This is a genomic window from Klebsiella sp. A52 (assembly GCF_018388785.1).
Lineage (GTDB): Bacteria > Pseudomonadota > Gammaproteobacteria > Enterobacterales > Enterobacteriaceae > Klebsiella > Klebsiella aerogenes.
On sequence record NZ_CP074437.1, the window covers coordinates 3,097,402 to 3,119,498 of the forward strand.

Consider the following 22,097-nt stretch of genomic DNA (forward strand, 5'->3'; position numbering starts at 1 on the left):
TAAATTATAAATGTACGATGGATTTTTATGCGCGATTTAAATGTTGGTATTGTTGCTGATTGGTTTATTACTTATGCTGGTTCTGAAAAAGTAGTAGCGGAACTTATTAAATCATATCCAGAATCACACTTGTATTCTGTTGTGGATTTTCTTTCCTCTGAAAATAAAAAACACTTTCAGAATAAAGAAATAACCACAACATTCATTCAACGCCTCCCAAAAGCGAAGAAAAAATATCAAACATATCTTCCTTTAATGCCATTAGCGATTGAGCAACTTGATGTATCCAGCCATGATGTCATTCTTTCTAGCAGCCATGCTGTTGCTAAAGGGGTTTTGACGGGACCCGATCAACTGCATATTAGTTATGTTCATTCCCCTATAAGATATGCATGGGATCTCCAGCATCAATATCTGCGGGAAGCAGGTTTAGATCATGGAGTCAAAGGAATGATTGCAAAATTGATTTTGCATAAAATGCGCATGTGGGACTACCGTACTGCAAATGGCGTTGATCATTTTATTGCTAACTCACAATTTATCGCACGGCGGATTAAAAAAGTTTATGGGCGAGAGGCTGATGTCATTTATCCGCCTGTTGATGTCAATCGCTTTCTTCTGAATGAAGCTAAAGAAGATTATTACTTTACCGCATCACGCCTTGTTCCATATAAGCGTATTGATTTGATAGTTGAGGCTTTCAGTCACATGCCAAACCGTAAACTTGTTGTTGTTGGTGATGGGCCGGAAATGCAAAAGATAAAGTCTAAAGCCACGGCTAACATTGAAATCCTGGGCTATCAATCAAATGAAGTCATGCAAGAGCATATGAGAAATGCTAAAGCATTTGTTTTTGCGGCAGAAGAAGATTTTGGTATTACTCCTGTTGAAGCGCAGTCTTGTGGGACGCCTGTAATTGCGTTTGGTAAAGGTGGTTCACTTGAAACAGTAAGACCATTTGGTGTAGATAATCCAACAGGTATCCTTTTTGACAAACAGGATATAGATTCTGTCATTGATGCTGTACAAAAGTTTGAAACTATGCAGGATCAAATTCTTCCTAATGATTGTCGTGCTCATGCGTTAAAATTTTCAACCGAGCGGTTTAATCAGGAAATTTCTGAATACGTCAATTCTAAATATTGCGAATTTGTGGAAAATAAAAAAATCATCTATTAATAAATGAATAAAAACTAAGCAATTTTGTGCCACTTGGCTTTTGTTGCGGTAATGGTATTAAAAGGCAGAATTAAAACCAATAATTTTCAATAGGTTATGACTGCCATTCTTCATTTGTGAACATTTTTACACTATACGTCATACAGGCTTTGAGCTAATATAAACATCACATTTAAACTGCGAACGTGTCGCAGTGACCACACCAGACAGGAGTAAGTAATGTCCAAGCAACAGATTGGGGTTGTTGGTATGGCGGTGATGGGCCGAAACCTTGCGCTCAACATCGAAAGTCGTGGCTATACCGTCTCTGTTTTCAATCGCTCCCGTGAAAAGACTGAAGAAGTTATTGCTGAGAATCCAGGCAAAAAATTAGTCCCTTATTTCACAGTGAAAGAGTTTGTTGAATCTCTGGAAACCCCTCGACGCATCCTGTTGATGGTTAAAGCCGGTGCCGGCACTGATAGTGCTATTGAATCTCTTAAGCCATACCTGGAAAAAGGCGACATCATTATTGATGGGGGTAATACTTTCTTCCAGGATACTATCCGTCGTAATCGTGAACTCTCTGCTGAAGGGTTCAATTTTATCGGGACAGGTGTATCCGGCGGAGAAGAAGGTGCGTTGAAAGGCCCTTCAATTATGCCGGGTGGTCAAAAAGAAGCTTATGAACTTGTTGCGCCAATTCTTAAACAAATTGCTGCTGTTGCGGAAGACGGTGAACCTTGCGTAACTTACATCGGAGCTGATGGGGCTGGCCATTATGTTAAGATGGTTCACAATGGTATCGAATACGGTGATATGCAACTTATCGCTGAAGCCTATGCATTGTTGAAAGGTGGTTTAAATCTTTCTAACGACGAATTGGCGGATACTTTCACCAAATGGAATGAAGGTGAGCTTAGCAGTTATCTCATTGATATTACAAAAGATATCTTCACCAGGAAAGATGAAGAAGGTAACTATCTGGTAGATGTTATTCTTGATGAAGCCGCGAATAAAGGCACCGGTAAGTGGACAAGCCAAAGTTCTCTCGATTTAGGTGAACCTTTGTCCCTTATTACTGAATCAGTTTTCGCTCGTTATATCTCATCCCTAAAAGAGCAGCGTGTTGCAGCGTCTAAAGTCTTGACGGGCCCACAGGCTAAACTTGCCGGTGATAAAACTGCATTTATCGAGAAAGTCCGTAGAGCATTATATTTAGGTAAGATTGTTTCTTACGCCCAAGGTTTTTCTCAGTTGCGAGCTGCCTCGAATGAGTATCATTGGGATCTCAACTACGGTGAAATTGCTAAAATTTTCCGTGCAGGGTGCATCATTCGTGCTCAGTTCCTTCAGAAGATCACCGATGCTTATAATCAGGATGATAAAATAGCCAATCTGTTACTAGCCCCGTACTTTAAACAGATCGCTGATGATTACCAGCAGGCATTACGTGATGTCGTAGCTTATGCGGTGCAAAATGGGATCCCTGTTCCGACATTCTCAGCTGCTATTGCTTATTATGACAGCTATCGCTCTGCTGTATTGCCAGCGAACCTAATTCAAGCTCAGCGCGATTACTTCGGCGCACATACTTATAAGCGCACTGACAAAGACGGTGTGTTCCATACTGAATGGATTAACTAAGTTAGTAATGATTTGCTATCTAAGCCCTGTTTTTACAGGGCTTTTTTTTATCTATATCTGTTTAGATATTATATTTTGTTCGAAAATGGTTTTTTTCAATTTATAATCCTGTCATAATGAGTGTCTTATAATAATAAACCTCAAGTAGGTCGCTAATGATTTATGTTAATGGTCGTTTTCTTACTCAAAAACTTACCGGTGTGCAGCGATTTGCTTATGAAATGACTCTTCGGTTATCGAAATTGAGACATAATGTTGTGGTCTTGGTACCCAATATGTCCGCCATTGATAAAAGCTATAACATTTCAGGTTTTAATATTAAAGAAATCTCAGGGGGTAGAGGCCATTTCTGGGAACAATTCACATTACCTCTTTTTTTAAAAAAACAAAAAGATTGCATGCTAATCAACTTATGCAACACTGGTCCTTTGCTTTTCAAAAGGCAGATTATTACGCAACATGATATTACTTATATTCGTTACCCAGAAAGCTTTTCATTTGGCTTCAGATGGTTATATTCATTAATAACCCCTATTTTACTAAAGAACTCTAAATTAATAGTGACGGTTAGTGATTTTTCTAAAAGTGAGCTAGTAAATTATTATAATTGTGATGCCAGTAAGATTCATATTATTCCGAATGCTGTGAGTAATAATTTTTTTAAACCACATGACAGTATGGTTAAGACTAATGAGATTCGTGGATGCGACTACTTCCTGACTGTATCCTCGGTTAATCATCATAAAAATATTCATGGTCTTATTGAAACTATACTATCTGCAGATTTAAATATAAACTTGAAGATAATAGGTGACAGGAACACAGTGTTTAATTGTGTAAATATAAAAACCAATGATCCAAGAATAGATTTTTTAGGACGTGTATCTGATGATGAACTTATTTCATTATATAAAGGTGCGAAAGCTTTTATATTTCCATCCTTTTATGAAGGATTTGGTATACCCCCACTGGAAGCTCAATCATGCTCTTGCCCAGTTATTTCTTCAAATAGAGCTTCCCTCAAAGAAACCTTAGGTGATAGTGTATTGTACTTTGATCCAGACTCAAAATATGAGCTTATCAAAGCTATCATAAAATTAAACAATAGCGCTGAAGACCGTAAGTTGTTGATTAGTAAAGGTAGAGCAAATGTGCTGAGATACTCCTGGGAGCGTTCCGCTGAAACACTGAATATGCTTATTACTAAAGTTGAATAGCTTATTCACTATACACTCTCGAGTGTGTTACAAGTTATTCATTGTTAACAAAGTTGCTTTATTAATAATGGTGTTAATTATTTCAGTTAATTAACATTTTACCCGCCTTGACTTGCTCTGACCTCAATTAGGCTACATCTGCTAAGCCTGCATTTACTACACCATTCTCTGGCCCTATCCTCAAAAAATTCCGCAATTCTGTTAACATATAAAATACCCTTGTTATAAGTGGTGGTATTTGTCGTTTCTAATTTGAATTTATCCTTCTTGCGTTTTCCCCTACTGAATTTAGTGGGGGGAGGGAAGCTCTGGTTTTAATTTATAGCTGTATAACTTATGGAAACTATTCGTGATTTATTTTTTTATTCGGGCGTGTTGACGGTGTGATTTTTTTAGACTTTTCTTATTAAGGGGAAGGTGCATCTATGCTGATGCAAACGCTTCCAATGTACTCCCAATAACTCTGGGCCTGGATTGCTCCTGATACGAAATTTTGAGGATTCTTAAATGGTTACTCAAGTGCTACTCACACAAAAAGCAGTTGCAGCTATACAATTTGCAATTCTTGGGAAAAACACCTATACGACGGCTTCCACCTATGATGCCGTAGCAGGCCAGTTTCGTACGGGGGCGATTAGCCAAGAACAATATATTTCTAACCTGTTAGCATCCACAGCGGGTCAGACTTTGTATTCTGGCAAAACTGACCTTGAGATAGTTAAACTTGTCTATGCGTCCATTTGGGGAAGTACCCCAGCAGATAGTGTCGCCCAAACCTTTTTAACAGGCTCAAATTTAAATGCTGCACTTAATAATGTAATTAATGGCGTTCTTAATTATACAGGATTCGATTCTGCGACGCTAACTGCACAAAATAGCTTTGATAATGCACTGAATAAAGTCATGTACAAAGACTATGGCTCAGCGAACTGGAATACATGGAGCGTCGCTTTAAGTAGCAAGGAGCAAGTCGAAGCTGCGTACATTTCTTTAGTTGGCCGTTCAGTTGATATGGGTGGGCTTGGCGACTGGACTAATTATCTCGCCACCGGTGGGAATACATATAGTTCATTACTGACAAAATTAATCGCATCTTCCGAGTTTCAAAGCAAGGGATCTAACTTAACTGGTGATGCCTTTATCACACATGTTTATCAAGGAATTTACGGCGTCGCGCCTAGCGCAGCGGTTTTAGCGCAATACAGCGCTCTTGGTACCAATAAGGCAACCATTACTCAGGCAATCATTAACGATTTACGCGGTTCTACGGCTACAGATGCGGCAACTGTAACCAATCAGCATGCTTTTGAATACCAGATTGGTACCGGGCTACTTTATAAAACCAGCGCAGTCCTCAGCGCCAGCGCCGCAGGCGGCAACGCGACCGGTACTGTTAACACTAATGCCAGCCATCAGCTCACCAATGCTGAAACTGCGGTTCTGACTAACGCGCAACTCAATGCTAACGTGGCGAGCACCGTTAACCTCAAATTCGCGGATCATTTGGCTAATCTCACCATTAATGGTTCAAGCGCAGCCACTGTTAACCTGTCCGATAATGGGGTAAACCCTGGAGTGGACATCGTTGTTAACAACGGCAGCGTGATCCTCAATGCCAGTTCCGGCGCTGATGATGTTCTTGTGAGTAACCTTGTTAATATGACCACCGCCACGGCTAAGTTTAACCTCGGAACGGGTAACGATACGCTGAAATGGGCCGGTAACTCTACTGGCGGGGCAAATACGGTGAGCACATCTGTCACCGCTGATGGTGGAGCTGGGATTGATACCATTTCGGCTAACTTTATTACGAAAAATGTCGTTATGGGTGGGACTATTCTAAACAGAACTGCGGTCATCACTTCTAACTCCGCGCAATTTAGTAACTTCGAAAAGCTGGACCTTGCTGGCTATATAGGGCAAGCAACTGTTAGCGCTAGTTCTACCGCTCAAGCCCATACATTCGATTTTGGTGTATTAACTGGTAATGCATCCACCGAATCAAGCTTGACTACTCTTCCTTCTAACGTTACTCAGGCAGCAACCTCAACCGTCGGTTCACAGGGATTTGTTCTGTCAGGTCTGGCTAATAACGTCCATGTGATAAATGCGGCAGGTGGTAGTGCTGCGCAACTTGAAGTCACAGGTAATGCGACTGCGGCAAGTAGTGTCGATATTACTTTCCGTCCAGGTATCACCGATCATTTCAATGTTAACTTCACCGCAACCAGTAATAGCGATATCAATGCAGGCTCGCTGGCCCTAAACAGCAGTGGCGCCACTGCTTTGACAACCCTGAATGTCGGCTCGGGTGGTACCGGTAGCTTCGCTAACGCCATCACCTTGGCGGGAACCGGTAGTCAGCTACAAACCATCAATGTCACCGGCGATCATTTGCTTAATCTGACGGTAGGCACCGGTTATGGTAACCTGGAGACTATTAATGCTTCTGCAAATACTGCAGGGTTGAATCTGGATGCCAATGTGGGGGGGACCGGTAAAGGTATTCTTTATCAGCTCCTGACTCTTCTTCCTGGCTCAGGTGTGACAACAACCCTTATTACACTTTTGGGATTGGATGGTGGTCACAACTTAACGGTGCAAGGAACTGGCGCTGCGGATACTTTCAAGGTCCTGGGTAACACCGTTGTTTCAGGAGGTAATGGGGCGAATCTCTACCAACTGAAAGCGAGCACTGTCAATTCTGGTGTGACCATTTCGGATTTTAATAGCGGTAAAGATAGTATCTTTGACACGGCCTCAGGTCTGACTATTAACAATGATGTCACACATACCCAAGTAGCAGATTATGGTACACGTACGTCGGATGTTGTTGATGCGTTGCTGGGTACGTTGGTTGGTGGTGTGGTTGGCGGCGTTGTCGGCTTGTTAGGGCAAATCCTTGGTATTGGTGGGAATGGGGATCTTACTGCTAAGGTGGGTGTAGCGTCGGTTATCTGGACTGATAACTCCCACGAGGCTAGTAACTACCTGATTGTTGATAACAACAACAACCATACTCTGGATGCGAACGATACAGTAGTGTATCTCAACGGGCAAACCCATCAGCAGTTGGTTGATACTTTGCACTACGCTTAAGTAGCGTGATGTGATGGATGTTTTATAAAGAAAGGGGGAGGTCGCTCTTCCCCTTTTTATTGTGATCTCTGTCGTATTTTTATTAACATTAATTTTCGTATGGATTAAAAAATATTTTTTGGTAGCTTGATATTTTAGTACTTTCCTATCTATATATTATAAATATCTCCAGCCTGAGTTGTTGGGATCTGATTGCTCTACTGTCGGTAGAGGTGTGGCTGAAGGTACACAAAATTAAGGGAAAAAGCAGTGGAGCACTATTTACCGCGCAATGAAATTGCGGACGTAATACGCACTCGCAGTAAAATATTCTGGACAGTTGGTGTTTTCACCGCATTCATTAATATCTTAATGTTAGTACCTTCGATTTATATGCTCCAGGTTTATGACCGGGTGCTACCCTCTGGTAATGAAATTACTCTGCTGATGCTAACCCTTATCATGCTTGCCATGTTTGGTATGATGGCATTGCTGGAGTACGTCCGTAGCATGGTGGTAATACGGATTGGCGCACAGCTAGATATGCGTTTAAATACACGTATTTATACCGCAGCATACGAAGATAATCTCAAAAACAAATCTGCTGATGCCGGGCAAATGCTTAACGATCTTACTAACATGCGTCAGTTTTTGACCGGCAGCGCGCTTTTTGCTTTTTTTGATGCGCCCTGGTTCCCGATTTATTTGTTGGTCATTTTTCTGTTTAATCCCTGGTTGGGGTTGTTTGCATTAATTGGCTCACTAATACTGATAGCGTTGGCCGTGGTGAATGAAATAGTTTCAAAAGAACCATTGGCTGAAGCGAGTAAGCTTGCGTTGCAATCAGGAAGTCTTGCCAGCACCAACTTGCGTAATGCGGAAGTTATAGAAGCATTAGGAATGTTGCCAAATATCAAGGGACGATGGTTTAGTTTACATCAACGATTTCTGAACAGTCAGCGAGTCGCGAGCGAACGAGCTTCACGTATCAATTCTATTACAAAGTTTGTGCGTCTTTCCTTGCAATCTTTGGTGCTCGGGCTGGGGGGCTGGTTGGCCATTGATGGCCATATTACTCCGGGGATGATGATCGCAGGTTCTATTTTGATGGGAAGAACGCTTGCTCCGATAGAACAAGTGATTAACGTCTGGAAAAGCTGGAGTTCGGCAAAACTATCTTATGGCCGGTTGGTGAAGTTACTCGATAGTAATCCACCCCGTGGCACCGGGATGTCTCTACCGAAGCCTGAAGGAGTACTGAGCGTAGAAAATGTATCTGCGAAACCGCCGGGCGCGCAGGGTGAACCGGTACTACACGCTGTGTCATTTAATTTACAGGCGGGTGATGTGCTTGGCATTATTGGCCCTAGTGCATCCGGAAAATCGACCCTGGCACGATTATTAGTTGGGATTTGGCCGGTAAGTGAAGGAATTGTTCGTTTGGATGGCGCAGATATTTATCAGTGGAATAAAGATGAACTGGGCCCCCATATTGGCTATTTACCACAAGACATTGAATTGTTCGCCGGAACCATAGCGGAGAATATTGCGAGATTTAATGATGTCGATGCTGAGAAAGTGATTGCTGCCGCGAAACTGGCAGGGGTACACGAACTGATTTTACGTTTTCCACATGGCTATGACTCAGTTATTGGCAACGGAGGAAACGGACTTTCCGGAGGTCAAAAACAACGAATTGGTCTTGCAAGGGCCTTATATGGCGATCCCTCGTTGATTGTTCTTGATGAACCTAATTCTAATCTGGATGACGCTGGCGAATTAGCCCTTAATAAGGCTATTGCCTTTCTTAGAGAGCGGAAAAAAACGGTGGTACTGATTACGCATCGAACTAACTTGCTTTCAATGACCAGTAAGTTGTTATTGTTAGTCACTGGTAAGGTTAACGCATTTGGTACCACCCAGCAGGTACTTCAGGCTTTGAATAATGCTCAGAGAACTCAGTCAGCACAGCAACAGGCAATGCATGCAGTTAATAATGAATCGCATGACGGCAACGGGGCACCCCCTAAAACACAAATAAACTAAAAAACGGCTTCTCAAATAATAGCTGCAACTATCTGTTGTTAAAGGGGGGAATATGTCTTCTCACATTAATCAGTCTCTTCGTGGCGATACCTCATCAGATTCTACTGATGAGCGGAAGTATACGCGTTTCGGTTGGTTGGTGATCGCCATTGGTTTATGCGGTTTCCTTTTATGGGCAGCTTTTGCCCCATTGGATAAAGGCGTTGCTTCTCAAGGGTCGGTAACAGTTTCAGGAAACCGTAAAACAATCCAGTCTCCAACTAGCGGTATTATTAGCAATATTGCGGTTAAAGAAGGGGATAAGGTCAAAGCCGGGCAGGTACTGGTTCAAATGAGCCAGGTTCAGGCGCAGGCGCAGGTGGATTCTCTGAAGATTCAATATTATACCACTCTGGCAACGGAAGGGCGTTTGTTGGCCGAAAGAGATAACCTGGATACCATAAAATTCTCTGACGTTTTCAATGCTATCAAAGACAAGCCTCGTGCAGCGGAAATCATTGCCTTGCAGCAACAACTTTTCATTTCGCGCCGACAGGCATTACGTAGTGAAGTTGATGGTTTTAAACAATCTATTGATGGCATCCGTTTCCAGCTTAAGGGATTACAGGATTCCCGGGCGAATAAACAGATCCAGCTAAACAGTATCCGTGAGCAGATGACCAGTATGAAACAGCTCTCTGCTGAAGGGTATTTGCCGAGGAATCGTTATCTGGAGGCTCAACGTCAGTTTGCAGAGATCAGTAGCAGCATTGATGAGACGATTGGCAGGATCGGACAGCTTCAAAAACAACTGCTAGAGTCGCAACAGCGAATAGACCAGCGTTATGCGGATTATCAGCGTGAAGTAAGAACACAGTTAGCGCAAACGCAAATGGATGTAAATGATTATAAAAACAAACTTGATATGGCTAATTTTGAACTAGGGAATACGGAAATTATTTCGCCAGTTGATGGAACAGTTGTTGGGCTGAATATATTTACCCAAGGGGGAGTAGTGGGTGCAGGCGACCATCTTATGGATGTGGTTCCCAGTGAAGCTGCGCTGGTTGTGGATGCTCAATTAAAAGTACAATTAATCGATAAAGTATATACCGGACTTCCCGTTGAGCTTATGTTTACTGCTTTTAACCAGAACAGGACCCCTAAAATACCTGGTACTGTAACGCTCGTTTCTGCAGACCGTTTAATCGATAAAGCAAATGGGGAAGCTTATTATCAGATGCAGGTAACCGTCACTCCGGAAGGCATTAAAATGCTCCAGGGCGAGGAAATAAAACCTGGGATGCCTGTCGAGGTGTTCGTAAGGACGGGGTCACGTTCGTTGTTAAGTTATCTCTTTAAACCTATTATGGATCGTGCGCGTACTTCATTGACCGAGGAATAATCGTGATTTTCATGAAAAGGAAGATGATTAATCTAGCCCTTAGTTCGATAGTGTGGGTGATATCCTCACCGGTGCATGCATTGGGTATTCTGGATGCTTATTCGCTTGCATTGGAAAAAGACCCAACATTTCAGGCGGCGATTAAAGAAAAAGAAGCCGGTGATGAGGCAAGGAATATCGGACGAGCAGGGTTGCTACCAAAAGTCTCTCTCAATTATCAGAATGCACCACGAAATTGGCAAACTCAAAAATATCAGACGAGTGATATTTTTGGCAATGTCAGCGATGTGACTAAACGACAGCAGTACCGCAGTTATGCTGGTTCCGTGACCTTAACGCAACCTCTATTTGATTATGAGGCTTATGCGAAATATAAAACGGGAGTCGCACAAAGTTTGATGGCCGACGAAAAATATCGCAGTAAATATCTCGATCTTGCAGTCCGGGTCATTTCGGCTTATGTCAGTGTTGCATATGCAAAAGATCAAATTGCACTCGCTGAGGCGCAGAAAGCTGCTTATAAAGAACAACTTGCTCTAAATGATCGCCTGATGTCCGCTGGCGAGGGTACTGTAACGGACGTTGCTGAGACTCAAGCAAGGTACAGTTTGGCCGAAGCTCAGGTTATCGAGGCTCGGGATGTCTTAGACTCAGCTCAGCGGGAACTTGAAGTCATCATCGGAATTCCACTTGATCAGTTAGATGCATTGCAGACGTTACGGCAAGGCAAATTTCAGGTCTCGCCGCTACGTTATACAGCATTCGATGATTGGCAAAAATTAGCCATGGAACGAAATCCCCAACTAGCTTCATCACGTCATGGCGTGGATGCAGCGCGTTATGATGTAGAACGCAATCGGGCTGGATTTATGCCTCAGGTACAGCTATACGCATCACATTCGGAAAATGATTCCAGCAGCGACAACACCGTAAATCAAAAATATCGAACAGATAGCGTTGGGGTTCAGGTATCAATGCCAATTTATTCTGGCGGAGGGGTTGCTGCCTCGACAAGGCAGGCCGCGGCACGTTATGGTCAGGCCAAGTATGAACTGGACGCCCAGGTCGGTTCGATAATGAACGATCTGCGTAAACAGTTTAATCAATGTATTAGTAGCCAGGCGAAGCTTAGGGCTTACGAACTGGCTGTAAAGTCTGCAACGACGCAGGTTGAGGCCACGCGGCAAAGTGTGCTTGCAGGGCAAAGGGTTAACGTTGATGTGCTTAATGCGGAGCAGCAGCTTTACGCTGCACAGCGAGATTTAGCAGAGGCCAAATACACGTATATTAAGGCCTGGATTACGTTGCTTGGAGATTCAGGTACGCTGAGCGAAAAAGATATTATGCAAGTCGCGGGGTATTTCCATCGTTCTTGAGTTAAGCTATGAAGTCGGAAACAGAAAGAGTGTAAAATAGTTTGTTTTTTGCATCTCTGAAACCCGTATCGATACTACGCTTCAATCTGTATGCTCACATGAAGGGGACCCTTAAGACCCGTCCCCGTCTTGACTTCACTATTCGCAAAGAGTAAAACGCCAGCAGTATCCATGATTACTGTGGCGATTTGCCATCACCCGTTAACTGTAGAAGTGTTGCTCTATGAAAATTACTATTTCCGGTACAGGCTATGTTGGTTTATCGAATGGTGTTCTGATTGCCCAGAACCATGAAGTGGTTGCTTTGGATATCATTCAGGCCAAAGTAGATTTGCTTAACCAGAAAATTTCACCTATAGCAGATAATGAGATCCAACAATATTTAACGGAAAAAAAGCTTAATTTTCGTGCAACAACAGACAAACTCGATGCGTATCATGACGCTGATTACGTTATTATAGCTACGCCGACAGATTATGATCCCAAGACAAATTACTTCAATACGTCTTCTGTTGAGGCTGTCATCCGTGATGTGACTGCTATCAATCCGAAAGCTGTTATGGTTATAAAATCAACGGTCCCAGTTGGTTTCACTCGTGGCATAAAAGAACGCCTTGGCATTGAAAATATCATTTTCTCGCCGGAGTTTCTCCGCGAGGGGCGTGCTTTGTACGATAATTTATATCCATCACGGATTGTCATTGGTGAGCGTTCTGCTCGTGCTGAGCGATTCGCAGATCTATTGAAAGAAGGTGCGATAAAAAAAGACATTCCGACCCTTTTTACTGATTCAACTGAAGCTGAAGCTATTAAGCTCTTTGCTAATACTTATTTAGCACTACGTGTTGCCTATTTTAATGAGTTAGACAGCTACGCCGAAAGCCAGGGACTAAACAGTAAACAAATTATTGAGGGTGTATGTCTGGATCCGCGAATTGGTAATCATTACAACAATCCCTCTTTTGGCTATGGTGGGTACTGCTTACCGAAAGATACCAAACAGTTGCTGGCGAATTATGAGTCGGTGCCCAATAATATTATTTCGGCAATTGTTGATGCTAATCGCACCCGAAAAGATTTTATTGCAGACTCCATTCTGGCGAAAAACCCGAAAGTTGTTGGTGTGTATCGGTTAATTATGAAGAGCGGCTCTGATAATTTCCGTGCTTCCTCTATTCAAGGTATAATGAAAAGGATAAAAGCGAAAGGTATACCTGTAATTATTTACGAGCCAGTGATGAAGGAAGATGAGTTTTTTAACTCACGCGTTATTCGCGACCTTGATGCTTTCAAGCAGGAATCAGATGTTATTATCTCTAACCGCATGGCAGAAGAATTGGCGGATGTGAAAGATAAAGTATATACGCGTGACCTCTTTGGTAACGATTAACTTTCCATAATGACAGGTAGTTTGCAAAATTACCTGTCTTAATTTTTTATAAAGAAAAAACGCAGCATCATTATGTGCTTAAATAAAATACTAATGCTACCGTGGCATTTGCGAGACTGTTTCTGTCTTCTACATCGAAAGAAACGTCTGTCGAATTAGAAATATATAGCGTCGGGATAATACTAGGCTGATTACACTATTGGCGGTTAATATACCGCAATCTTTTGATTGCGGTAAAATAGAAGATAAGAAACTATCAAATTGCGTAGTAGTCTTTATACCAATCCACAAAGTTCTTCACGCCTTGCTTAACTGTGGTTTGTGGCCGGAAACCAACAAGATCATATAGCGGTTGGGTTTCAGCGCTTGTCTCCAGAACATCGCCTGGTTGCATCGGCATCATGTTTTTCTTAGCTTCCATTCCCAGCGCCTCTTCAAGCGCAGTGATGTAGTCCATCAGTTCTACAGGCGAACTATTACCAATGTTATATACCCGATAGGGGGCGGAACTGGTCGCCGGAGACCCGCCTTCAACCGTCCAGTCTGGATTCGGTTGCGGAACAACATCCTGAACACGAACAACTGCTTCAACTATATCGTCAATATAGGTGAAGTCCCGCTTCATTTTTCCGTAGTTGTAGACGTCTATACATTGCCCTTCGAGCATGGCTTTCGTGAATTTGAATAGTGCCATATCCGGGCGTCCCCAGGGTCCGTAGACGGTAAAAAACCGCAGCCCGGTTGTTGGAATTCCATACAGATGCGCATAAGTATGTGCCATCAATTCGTTGGCTTTTTTGGTTGCCGCGTATAGCGATACAGGATGATCTACCGAATCATCGGTTGAAAACGGCATCTTACGGTTTAAGCCATAGACGGAACTGGATGACGCGTAGACCAGGTGCTCAACTTTAGTATGGCGACAACCCTCAAGGATATTCAGGAAGCCCATCAGGTTAGCGTCAGCGTAAGCGTGTGGGTTTTCCAGCGAGTAACGCACGCCGGCCTGAGCGGCAAGGTTGATTACGCGGTTAAATTTCTCCGTAGCAAAAAGCTGCTCCATGCTGACCCGATCGGCGAGATCAATTTTGTGAAAACTGAACAAAGGTGCTTTCAGAAGATCCAGGCGGGCTTGTTTGAGGCTCACATCGTAGTAGTCATTCATATTGTCGATTCCGACAACCTCATGACCAGCTTCAAGCAGGCGTTTGCATACATGAAAGCCGATGAAGCCAGCAGCACCAGTGACTAAAAATTTCATTTATATCCTCCAGGATCATTATGTCCCACTGCCTATAAGGGCCTATTTTACACAGGGGGGAGGTATCGATCATCTTGTTTACAGATTGGTTCGGAAAGGTTGGAGAGAATAACATTTAAAGCTAAACCTACCGTAGCAAGGACGCCATCTCCAATATGAGAGTGAAAATCACTCTCATTGGTTAGCAAGTGTTTTTAGTTGTAGACAAATGTTTAAACGGCATTGTACTTACCTGGTATATATCTCTTCTTTGCCAGCCAATACTGCTTTTTCGCTTTTAATCTTATAGTCCGGGAGTATACTATGCTGCTGTTTCATTCATATGGTATTAACTTAAGATGCCCACATTGCAACTTTCTGATTTTATTACCATAATAGGCAGGTATGCCACTGACATTAATGACGCTGCTGAATAGGGCAACTTGTATAAAGTTAAGTAACTCAGTTGCCAGGTCTGTTGCCTGAAATGAGACTAACCTGATGGCAAGTTGCCTCTAAAGCGGCGAGAGTGACCGCTCTCAGATTGAGCTCAACTTGAGGCTTGAGACAGAGCAAAATCATGGACTCTTGCGGTAGTAATGCTTTGAGGTTTATGACGATTTATCAAATGCTAAGCTTGTTTTGCGCGCTTTGGTTGCGATAGCCAATGGCGGTAGCGTGTCTCTGATTGATGTGATCGTTGGCTGTTGCGAGTCAGCTAGACAAAGCTAATCGTTTGTAGTCGTATAGTCACCCCCGTAACATACTCCAAATGATGGTATAGAGTACGCTATTATATGGAACTGCTTATGGTTGCTAAGAAGGGTTTCTCTATACCGTGGATATAGAGGCAACGACTGCTTTTGGCTAATTTATTATAATTATGTTGATATTATAGCTGTGCACAATTTCCTCAAGGTGCCAGAGGAAAGAATGATTGCGTGGTCGATTTCAAAAAAATGAGTGCAAATAATGAAGTTTAAATTAGGATATTTATTTGATCTACTTGTTGTGATAACTAATAAAGATTTAAAAGTTCGCTATAAAAGTAGCATCTTTGGATATTTATGGTCTATCGCAAACCCTTTATTATTTGCGATGATTTACTATTTTATTTTTAAAATGGTAATGAGAGTACAAATTCCAAATTATACCGTTTTCCTGATTACTGGGTTGTTCCCGTGGCAATGGTTCGCAAGTTCGGCAACCAATTCATTGTACTCATTTATTTCTAATGCGCAGATCATTAAAAAAACAGTATTTCCGCGCTCGGTTATTCCTTTGAGTAATGTGATGATGGAAGGGCTGCACTTCTTGTGTACAATTCCTGTAATCGCTGTGTTTCTATATGTTTATGGTATGTCACCGTCGCTGAGTTGGTTCTGGGGCATTCCTCTACTGGCGATCGGACAGATTATTTTTACATTTGGATTTGCTCTAATTTTCTCAACGCTGAATTTGTTTTTCCGTGACCTGGAGCGATTTGTCGCCTTGGGCATTATGTTGATGTTCTACTGTACCCCGATACTCTATAATTCAGATATGATCCCGCAACAATTTACCTGGATCATTGATTATAACCCACTGGCTAGCATGATTATGGCCTGGCGAGATCTGCTTATGAATGGCAACCTGGATTATGTGCATATCACTTATCTATACTCATCAGGCATGGTTGTGTTGCTGCTAGGAGTGTGGGTCTTTAATAAATTAAAATATCGATTTGCAGAGATTTTGTGATGACCGCTGTTATTGAATTTTGCAATGTAACAAAAGAGTATCCTCTATATCATCATATTGGCTCTGGCATTAAAGACTTGTTTTTTCATCCGCGTCGGGCCTTTAATTTGCTAAAAGGCCGTAAGTATCTGGCTATCGAGAATGTGTCATTCACCGTCAATAAGGGTGAATCAGTTGCATTGATTGGCCGCAATGGCGCAGGCAAAAGTACGACCCTTGGTCTCGTTGCGGGTGTGCTAAAGCCAAGTAAGGGCGAGGTAAAAGTTGTCGGCCGCGTGGCTTCGATGTTGGAGCTGGGAGGCGGTTTTCATCCGGAACTTACCGGGCGTGAAAACATCAAACTTAATGCCACCTTACTGGGGTTACGCAGAGCAGAAGTTAATAAACGGCTTGATAAAATTATCGAGTTCTCAGAGCTAGGTGAGTTCATTGATGAGCCTATTCGCGTATACTCCAGTGGCATGCTGGCGAAGCTGGGCTTTTCCGTTATTAGCCAGGTTGATCCAGATGTATTGATTATCGACGAAGTTCTCGCGGTTGGGGATATCGCATTTCAACGGAAATGTATTGAAACAATCAATGAGTTCAGAAAACGTGGGGTAACAATCCTGTTTGTTAGCCACAGCATGAAAGATGTTATGCAGATTTGCGATAAAGTTGTGTGGGTTGAAAATCACCGGTTGAAAGCTATCGGTGAGGCAAGCTCTATTGTTGATGAATATGTAGCCTCAATGGCTTGATGGAAAAACTAATGCAGAAGAATGTACTTATTGTCGGCGCAGGATTTTCAGGCGCGGTTATTGGTCGCTTATTGGCTGAAGCAGGTCATCAGGTGACGATTATTGACAGCCGGCCGCATGTTGCTGGTAACTGCTATAGTGAGCGGGATAGTGAAACCAACGTTATGGTTCATACCTATGGCCCTCATATTTTCCATACTGACAATGCTGAGGTTTGGGAGTACATCAACCAATACACGGAAATGATGCCTTATGTGAACCGGGTGAAGACGACGGTCAATGGGCAAGTATTTTCCTTACCAATCAACTTACACACAATTAATCAGTTCTTCCATACCACGTGCTCCCCAACCGAAGCACGTAAATTAATTGATGAAAAGAGTGATAAAACGATAGAAGAACCTGCAACATTTGAAGAGCAGGCACTGCGTTTTGTCGGCAAAGAACTTTATGAAGCCTTTTTTAAAGGTTACACAATCAAACAGTGGGGAATGTCTCCGTCGGAGCTCCCGGCTTCCATTCTTAAGCGTCTGCCTGTACGATTTAATTATGATGATAACTACTTTAATCATAAATATCAGGGGATGCCAAAAGACGGCTACACGGTAATCGTAGATAAGATATTAGATCATAAAAATATTTCAGTGGCTTTAAACACCCTGTTTGATGAAACCACTCGTGGCGAATATGACCATGTATTTTATAGTGGCGCGCTGGATGGTTTTTATAAATATGATATGGGACGTCTGGGCTATCGTACCCTGGATTTCGATGCATTCCGAACCGACGGTGATTATCAGGGATGTGCGGTAATGAATTATGGTGAGCAAAAAGTGCCTTATACTCGTATTACTGAGCATAAGTACTTTGCGCCATGGGAAAGTCATGAAAAATCAATCTGCTATCGCGAGTTTAGTCGCTCATGTGAGCCTGAGGATATTCCGTATTACCCAATTCGTCAGGTAGGGGAGATGGCTATGCTGCAAAACTATCTCGATCGCGCCGAAAAAGAAGCAAATATTACCTTTGTTGGTCGTCTGGGTACATACCGCTATCTTGATATGGATGTAACTATTGCTGAAGCTCTGGAAACTGGGCGAACTTATCTTAAGTCATTAGAACAGAATTCTGTGATGCCTGTGTTCACGGTCAAAGTCAGATGAATGTCGCTGCTCTAATCGTCACTTATAATCGGTTAGAAAAGTTAAAAACAACAATAGAGGCAACGCTGGCGTTGCCTTTTCAATATATAGTTGTGGTTAACAATGCGTCAACCGACGACACTCAAGCCTATCTTAATTCTGTTTGCGATGAACGAGTTATAGTTTTACATCGGGAGATGAATGATGGCGGGGCTGGCGGTTTCAAATATGGAGCGCAATGGATAACGCAAAATTTGAACACTAATTGGGTTCTATTTTACGATGATGATGCGTATCCGATGAAAAATTTTGGCGTAGCTTTTCAGTCACTTGATTTATCGAGTGAAAATGTCTATGTCTGCACGGTGGTGGATACATCAGACAAATGCTGCAAGATGAATATACCCTGGAAGAAAATTCCTAATGGTTTTTGGGGAAATATCGCTTACAGAGTTAATCCTGCACGTTTTATTCCTGACGGAAGCCAGCAAGAGACCGTAGTGAGCGTTTCATTTGTAGGAATGTTGATAAGTCAGGAGACACTAAAGAAATCTATATCGTTTATATATGATGAGCTTTTTATCTATTTTGACGATGTTTATTTTGGTCATCATCTGGTCCTGCAGCGTACGCCTATTATTTACCTTCCTGAATTATGTATTGTCCATGATATTGATACTACTAATCAATTAATAGCCCCATGGAAACTATATTATTTAAGTAGAAACCTTATCTTGTCCCGTAAAATATTCCAGGACAATTCGCCTTTCACCTTATTTGATGTTTCATTAAGGTTGTTGAAGTATATATTTACAGCACTGAAGCATGAAAAGCGGAAAGAATGTATGATTAATGTCTATAATGGAATCAAGGATGGTTTCTGGAAGCCAAAAGGTAGAGGTGCATAATCCGCTATGAAAAAGAAATTATGCTATTTTGTTAACTCTGCCTGGTATTTTGAACTTCATTGGCTCGAAAGGGGAATTGCTGCATTAAATAATGGATATGATGTCTATGTTATTGCAAATTTTGTAGATGATGCAATTTCAAACAGACTCACCGCATTAGGATTTCACTGCGTTAATAGCCAAATTAATGAGAAAAGCATCAATCCTTTTGCTTTTATCAAAGGCTTTATTAATGCATCGAGGATATTGAAAGGCATTAATCCTGATATCCTTCATTGCATTACGATTAAACCTGGGATCATAAGTTGTCTGTGGGCCAAATATCACAAAACTAAACTTGTTTATAGTTTTGTAGGGCTAGGGCGAGTGTTTGAGAGTGAGCAACTCATTTTTAAAATATTACGTTGGCTTGTCCTCAGGTTGTATCGATATTTGTTCTCAAATGTTGATTGTAAAATAATATTTGAACATCGAGAAGATAAAAGAAAAATACTTTCTCTGCTGGGAGTCAAAGAAGAGAAAGCAAAGGTCATTGATGGCGCCGGGGTTAATATCAGTTATTTTTCATACCAGCAAGAACCGAAATTGACTCATGGAATAATACTTTTTGCCAGTCGTATGCTACATAGTAAAGGATTACTTGATCTCATTAAGGCAAAAAGGATCCTGAAGTTAGAAGGGATAGATTGTACTATTCAGGTTGCAGGTATCATTGTTGAGAATGATGACGATGGGATTACCTTGGGACAAATAGAGAAATGGCACGCAGCAGGCGATATCGTCTGGTTAGGTACTCGAGATGATATTAGAGAATTGATTGCTGGGGCAAATATTGTTGCTCTTCCTTCTGTATATCCCGAAGGTGTACCGCGAATTCTGCTTGAGGCTGGTGCTGTGGGTAGAGCTTGTGTTGTCTATGATAATGGTGGGTGCAATTCACTAATTAAAGACGGCTATAATGGTTATATAGTTGAACGCAAAAATGTCAAAGAACTGGCCGCGAGAATTAAAGCATTGATAAATGAAGATGATGACAGACAAAAAATGGGTATCAATGCCAGGGAAAATATTGTCAATCATTATACATCAGAAATTGTTATTGATAAAACATTACAAGTATATGAAGAGCTGTTTCAGCGCTGAAAAATACTCATGCGGTTAGGTTATGAATAATAATATTGCATTACAGTCATCAGTATTCCCTGATATACACCACCGTGAAATTAGCTCTCTGTATTTTTTATCTGATAATGTATCTACATGCTATAGTGATGCAGGGTACGTCAGAGTATCGAGGAATCATGACATTTGCTTTGATACTTTTTATAATTCATTTGATCTCCATAAGTGGTCGAAATACACAACAGTTAAACAGATTGGGTTCAAAGTTGATGTTGTTGGCAGAGGTATCGCCACAATTTTCTTAAAAACGAATGATATATTAAAGAAAGTATTTCAACGCGAAATTGAAGGGGCATTCACGCTAGATAATTTAGAATTAAATGAATGTCGTGACGGTAGACTTTATTTTTACTGGTCGTCAATTGATGATAGTGAGATCAGGAGTTTTTCTTTTACTACATATGGGGCAGTAGAGGATTTTGATAAGTTAGCGATTGTCATCACGACTTATAATCGACAGGCAGCATTATTATCGACGTTGTCGAGATTTGAGGAAAACTTATTTGCCGATAGTGTCGGTCAGTCAAAATTTCATGTGTATGTTATTGATAATGGATGCAATTTAGATTTAGAGCCAAGACCTAATGTTACCTATATAAAAAATAAAAACATGGGGGGGGCTGGTGGTTTCACTCGTGGTTTATTTGAGGTGAAAAAGAACAATAAAGAAACTTATTGTATCTTTATGGATGATGACGCATCCTGTGAAATCGAAAGTATTAAAAGAGCATATTGGTTCATGTGTTTTTCAAAAAACGATGAACAAATGATAGCAGGCAGTATGCTATATGAGGATAAACCTCAAACGGTTTACGAGGCAGGTGCTATTTATCCTTATAAACAGATACGAATGCGGCCTTTAAAAAATGGTGTTGATGTCTCAACACCAAGTGGCCTGGATGTGTTTAATAAAGAGGACGGACAAGCCAATTACGCAGCATGGTGGTTCTGCGCTTTTAAAGTATCAGCGATAAAATACTATGCTTTTCCTTTCTTCGTCCGCGGCGATGACATTTTATTCGGGATAATGCATGCTTACCCGATCGTTACTCTCAATGGCATTGCGTCGTGGCAGATGAATTTTAATCAAAAATATAGCGCATTAGTTGAATATTTGAGCGTTAGAGGTCTGTTGGTTCCTGCATTTGTATACCCGTCATCACAGAAAAGAAGACAGATAGCTTTTTGGATATTAGCAAAAGTACTTTTGCTATGCTTTTCATACCGTTATTCTTCGGCTGAGGCTATCATTGAAGCTTATTCAGATGTTATGCAAGGCCCTGATTTCTGGATTGACGATGCGGATGCGCAAAAAGCGCGTAGACGGATTAGTGAGCTGTCGAAAGATGAATTGCCATGTGAAGTCGAGCAGGGTAACGACGTGAAAAAAACTGACCGTGATAGTCCTGAGTCCAAATGGGCGAAGATAATCAGGCTGTTTCTTCTCAATGGTCATCTGGTTCCTGGGTTTATTACGGCTGGAAATAGGGTACGAATCCCTAACACAGAAATTCATCCGACAAAACAGGTTTTTTTGAATGCTGAAGTTTACTATGAAACTACTGAGGGTAGTTTTATCGTACTGAAGCAGGATAAATTACGCTGTGCTAAGTTGATCATCAAAACATTGTGGGCCATTAGCAAAGGGTTCTTTACCTATAATGCTGTTGCAGAAGTGTATGGAAAGAAGATCTCGTACTTAACGTCTGAGAATTTTTGGAAGAAATATTTTATTTAAATATTGATGGCTTGTTCTTTATTCGTAATGATAATATTGTCATAGTTAAATATTTCTTCTTGCTGATAGGGTTTGGGATATTTATTTATACGGAAGATACTCATTTTGATT

15 protein-coding genes are annotated in these 22,097 nt (G+C 41.6%); 14 read left to right on the plus strand and 1 reads right to left on the minus strand.

Translation table 11 applies throughout. From position 1 onward, the window contains the following. Positions 1-27: 27 nt before the first annotated feature. The 8 genes from KGA69_RS14600 to ugd all read left to right on the plus strand — a co-directional run bounded on the left by KGA69_RS14600 (position 28) and on the right by ugd (position 13,296). Positions 28-1,179, plus strand: coding sequence for a glycosyltransferase family 4 protein (locus KGA69_RS14600; protein WP_045391832.1), 1,152 nt, complete (start codon positions 28-30; stop codon positions 1,177-1,179). Positions 1,180-1,398: 219 nt separating this feature from the next. Beyond that, entirely contained in the window at positions 1,399-2,805 is a 1,407-nt protein-coding gene (gndA, locus tag KGA69_RS14605; RefSeq protein WP_049061325.1) for an NADP-dependent phosphogluconate dehydrogenase, read from the plus strand. A 155-nt stretch (positions 2,806-2,960) separates the two neighbouring features. Continuing rightward, the gene (locus tag KGA69_RS14610) at positions 2,961-4,022 is read left to right on the plus strand and encodes a glycosyltransferase family 4 protein (protein ID WP_047068973.1); all 1,062 of its coding nucleotides are present in this window, start codon (positions 2,961-2,963) and stop codon (positions 4,020-4,022) included. A gap of 507 nt (positions 4,023-4,529) precedes the next feature. Then, on the plus strand, positions 4,530-7,121 hold the full coding sequence (locus tag KGA69_RS14615) for a beta strand repeat-containing protein (RefSeq protein WP_049061323.1): 2,592 nt from the start codon (positions 4,530-4,532) through the stop codon (positions 7,119-7,121). Between the two features lie 249 nt (positions 7,122-7,370). Continuing rightward, positions 7,371-9,146: a type I secretion system permease/ATPase gene (locus KGA69_RS14620; RefSeq protein ID WP_045391820.1), complete on the plus strand. Its 1,776-nt coding sequence runs from the start codon at positions 7,371-7,373 to the stop codon at positions 9,144-9,146. Positions 9,147-9,198: 52 nt separating this feature from the next. After that, positions 9,199-10,530, plus strand: coding sequence for an HlyD family type I secretion periplasmic adaptor subunit (locus KGA69_RS14625; protein WP_045391817.1), 1,332 nt, complete (start codon positions 9,199-9,201; stop codon positions 10,528-10,530). 11 nt (positions 10,531-10,541) lie between these two features. Continuing rightward, entirely contained in the window at positions 10,542-11,906 is a 1,365-nt protein-coding gene (locus tag KGA69_RS14630; protein ID WP_228339515.1) for a TolC family outer membrane protein, read from the plus strand. 223 nt (positions 11,907-12,129) lie between these two features. Continuing rightward, on the plus strand, positions 12,130-13,296 hold the full coding sequence (gene ugd / locus KGA69_RS14635) for a UDP-glucose 6-dehydrogenase (RefSeq protein WP_045391811.1): 1,167 nt from the start codon (positions 12,130-12,132) through the stop codon (positions 13,294-13,296). Positions 13,297-13,552: 256 nt separating this feature from the next. On the opposite strand, the gene KGA69_RS14640 is transcribed toward ugd, so the two are convergent. Further along, positions 13,553-14,557, minus strand: coding sequence for an NAD-dependent epimerase (locus KGA69_RS14640; RefSeq protein ID WP_045391808.1), 1,005 nt, complete (start codon positions 14,555-14,557; stop codon positions 13,553-13,555). 951 nt (positions 14,558-15,508) lie between these two features. On the opposite strand from KGA69_RS14640, the gene KGA69_RS14645 reads away from it, so the two are divergent. Genes KGA69_RS14645 through KGA69_RS14670 form a run of 6 tightly spaced genes read left to right on the plus strand, consistent with a single transcriptional unit; the run spans position 15,509 to position 21,986 of the window. After that, on the plus strand, positions 15,509-16,276 hold the full coding sequence (locus KGA69_RS14645) for an ABC transporter permease (protein WP_045391805.1): 768 nt from the start codon (positions 15,509-15,511) through the stop codon (positions 16,274-16,276). After that, the gene (locus KGA69_RS14650; RefSeq protein WP_045391802.1) at positions 16,276-17,016 is read left to right on the plus strand and encodes an ABC transporter ATP-binding protein; all 741 of its coding nucleotides are present in this window, start codon (positions 16,276-16,278) and stop codon (positions 17,014-17,016) included. The genes KGA69_RS14645 and KGA69_RS14650 overlap by 1 nt, the downstream gene beginning before the upstream one ends. Positions 17,017-17,027: 11 nt before the next feature. Further along, a complete protein-coding gene (gene glf, locus KGA69_RS14655; protein ID WP_047045968.1) occupies positions 17,028-18,179 on the plus strand; it encodes a UDP-galactopyranose mutase in 1,152 nt (383 codons plus the stop codon). After that, entirely contained in the window at positions 18,176-19,066 is an 891-nt protein-coding gene (locus KGA69_RS14660) for a glycosyltransferase (RefSeq protein WP_213292420.1), read from the plus strand. Before glf ends, KGA69_RS14660 begins: the two co-directional genes overlap by 4 nt. Positions 19,067-19,072: 6 nt before the next feature. Then, on the plus strand, positions 19,073-20,209 hold the full coding sequence (locus KGA69_RS14665) for a glycosyltransferase family 4 protein (RefSeq protein WP_045391794.1): 1,137 nt from the start codon (positions 19,073-19,075) through the stop codon (positions 20,207-20,209). A 22-nt stretch (positions 20,210-20,231) separates the two neighbouring features. After that, on the plus strand, positions 20,232-21,986 hold the full coding sequence (locus KGA69_RS14670; protein WP_213292421.1) for a glycosyltransferase family 2 protein: 1,755 nt from the start codon (positions 20,232-20,234) through the stop codon (positions 21,984-21,986). Positions 21,987-22,097: the final 111 nt, after the last annotated feature.

Excerpts from the sequence above, each read along its gene's own strand:
- KGA69_RS14600 (WP_045391832.1), top strand. The coding sequence starts at position 28 with ATGCGCGATTTAAATGTTGGTATTGTTGCTGATTGGTTTATTACTTAT.
- gndA (WP_049061325.1), top strand. The coding sequence starts at position 1,399 with ATGTCCAAGCAACAGATTGGGGTTGTTGGTATGGCGGTGATGGGCCGA.
- KGA69_RS14610 (WP_047068973.1), top strand. The coding sequence starts at position 2,961 with ATGATTTATGTTAATGGTCGTTTTCTTACTCAAAAACTTACCGGTGTG.
- KGA69_RS14615 (WP_049061323.1), top strand. The coding sequence starts at position 4,530 with ATGGTTACTCAAGTGCTACTCACACAAAAAGCAGTTGCAGCTATACAA.
- KGA69_RS14625 (WP_045391817.1), top strand. The coding sequence starts at position 9,199 with ATGTCTTCTCACATTAATCAGTCTCTTCGTGGCGATACCTCATCAGAT.
- KGA69_RS14630 (WP_228339515.1), top strand. The coding sequence starts at position 10,542 with ATGAAAAGGAAGATGATTAATCTAGCCCTTAGTTCGATAGTGTGGGTG.
- ugd (WP_045391811.1), top strand. The coding sequence starts at position 12,130 with ATGAAAATTACTATTTCCGGTACAGGCTATGTTGGTTTATCGAATGGT.
- KGA69_RS14640 (WP_045391808.1), bottom strand. The coding sequence starts at position 14,557 with ATGAAATTTTTAGTCACTGGTGCTGCTGGCTTCATCGGCTTTCATGTA.
- KGA69_RS14645 (WP_045391805.1), top strand. The coding sequence starts at position 15,509 with ATGAAGTTTAAATTAGGATATTTATTTGATCTACTTGTTGTGATAACT.
- KGA69_RS14650 (WP_045391802.1), top strand. The coding sequence starts at position 16,276 with ATGACCGCTGTTATTGAATTTTGCAATGTAACAAAAGAGTATCCTCTA.
- glf (WP_047045968.1), top strand. The coding sequence starts at position 17,028 with ATGCAGAAGAATGTACTTATTGTCGGCGCAGGATTTTCAGGCGCGGTT.
- KGA69_RS14660 (WP_213292420.1), top strand. The coding sequence starts at position 18,176 with ATGAATGTCGCTGCTCTAATCGTCACTTATAATCGGTTAGAAAAGTTA.
- KGA69_RS14665 (WP_045391794.1), top strand. The coding sequence starts at position 19,073 with ATGAAAAAGAAATTATGCTATTTTGTTAACTCTGCCTGGTATTTTGAA.
- KGA69_RS14670 (WP_213292421.1), top strand. The coding sequence starts at position 20,232 with ATGAATAATAATATTGCATTACAGTCATCAGTATTCCCTGATATACAC.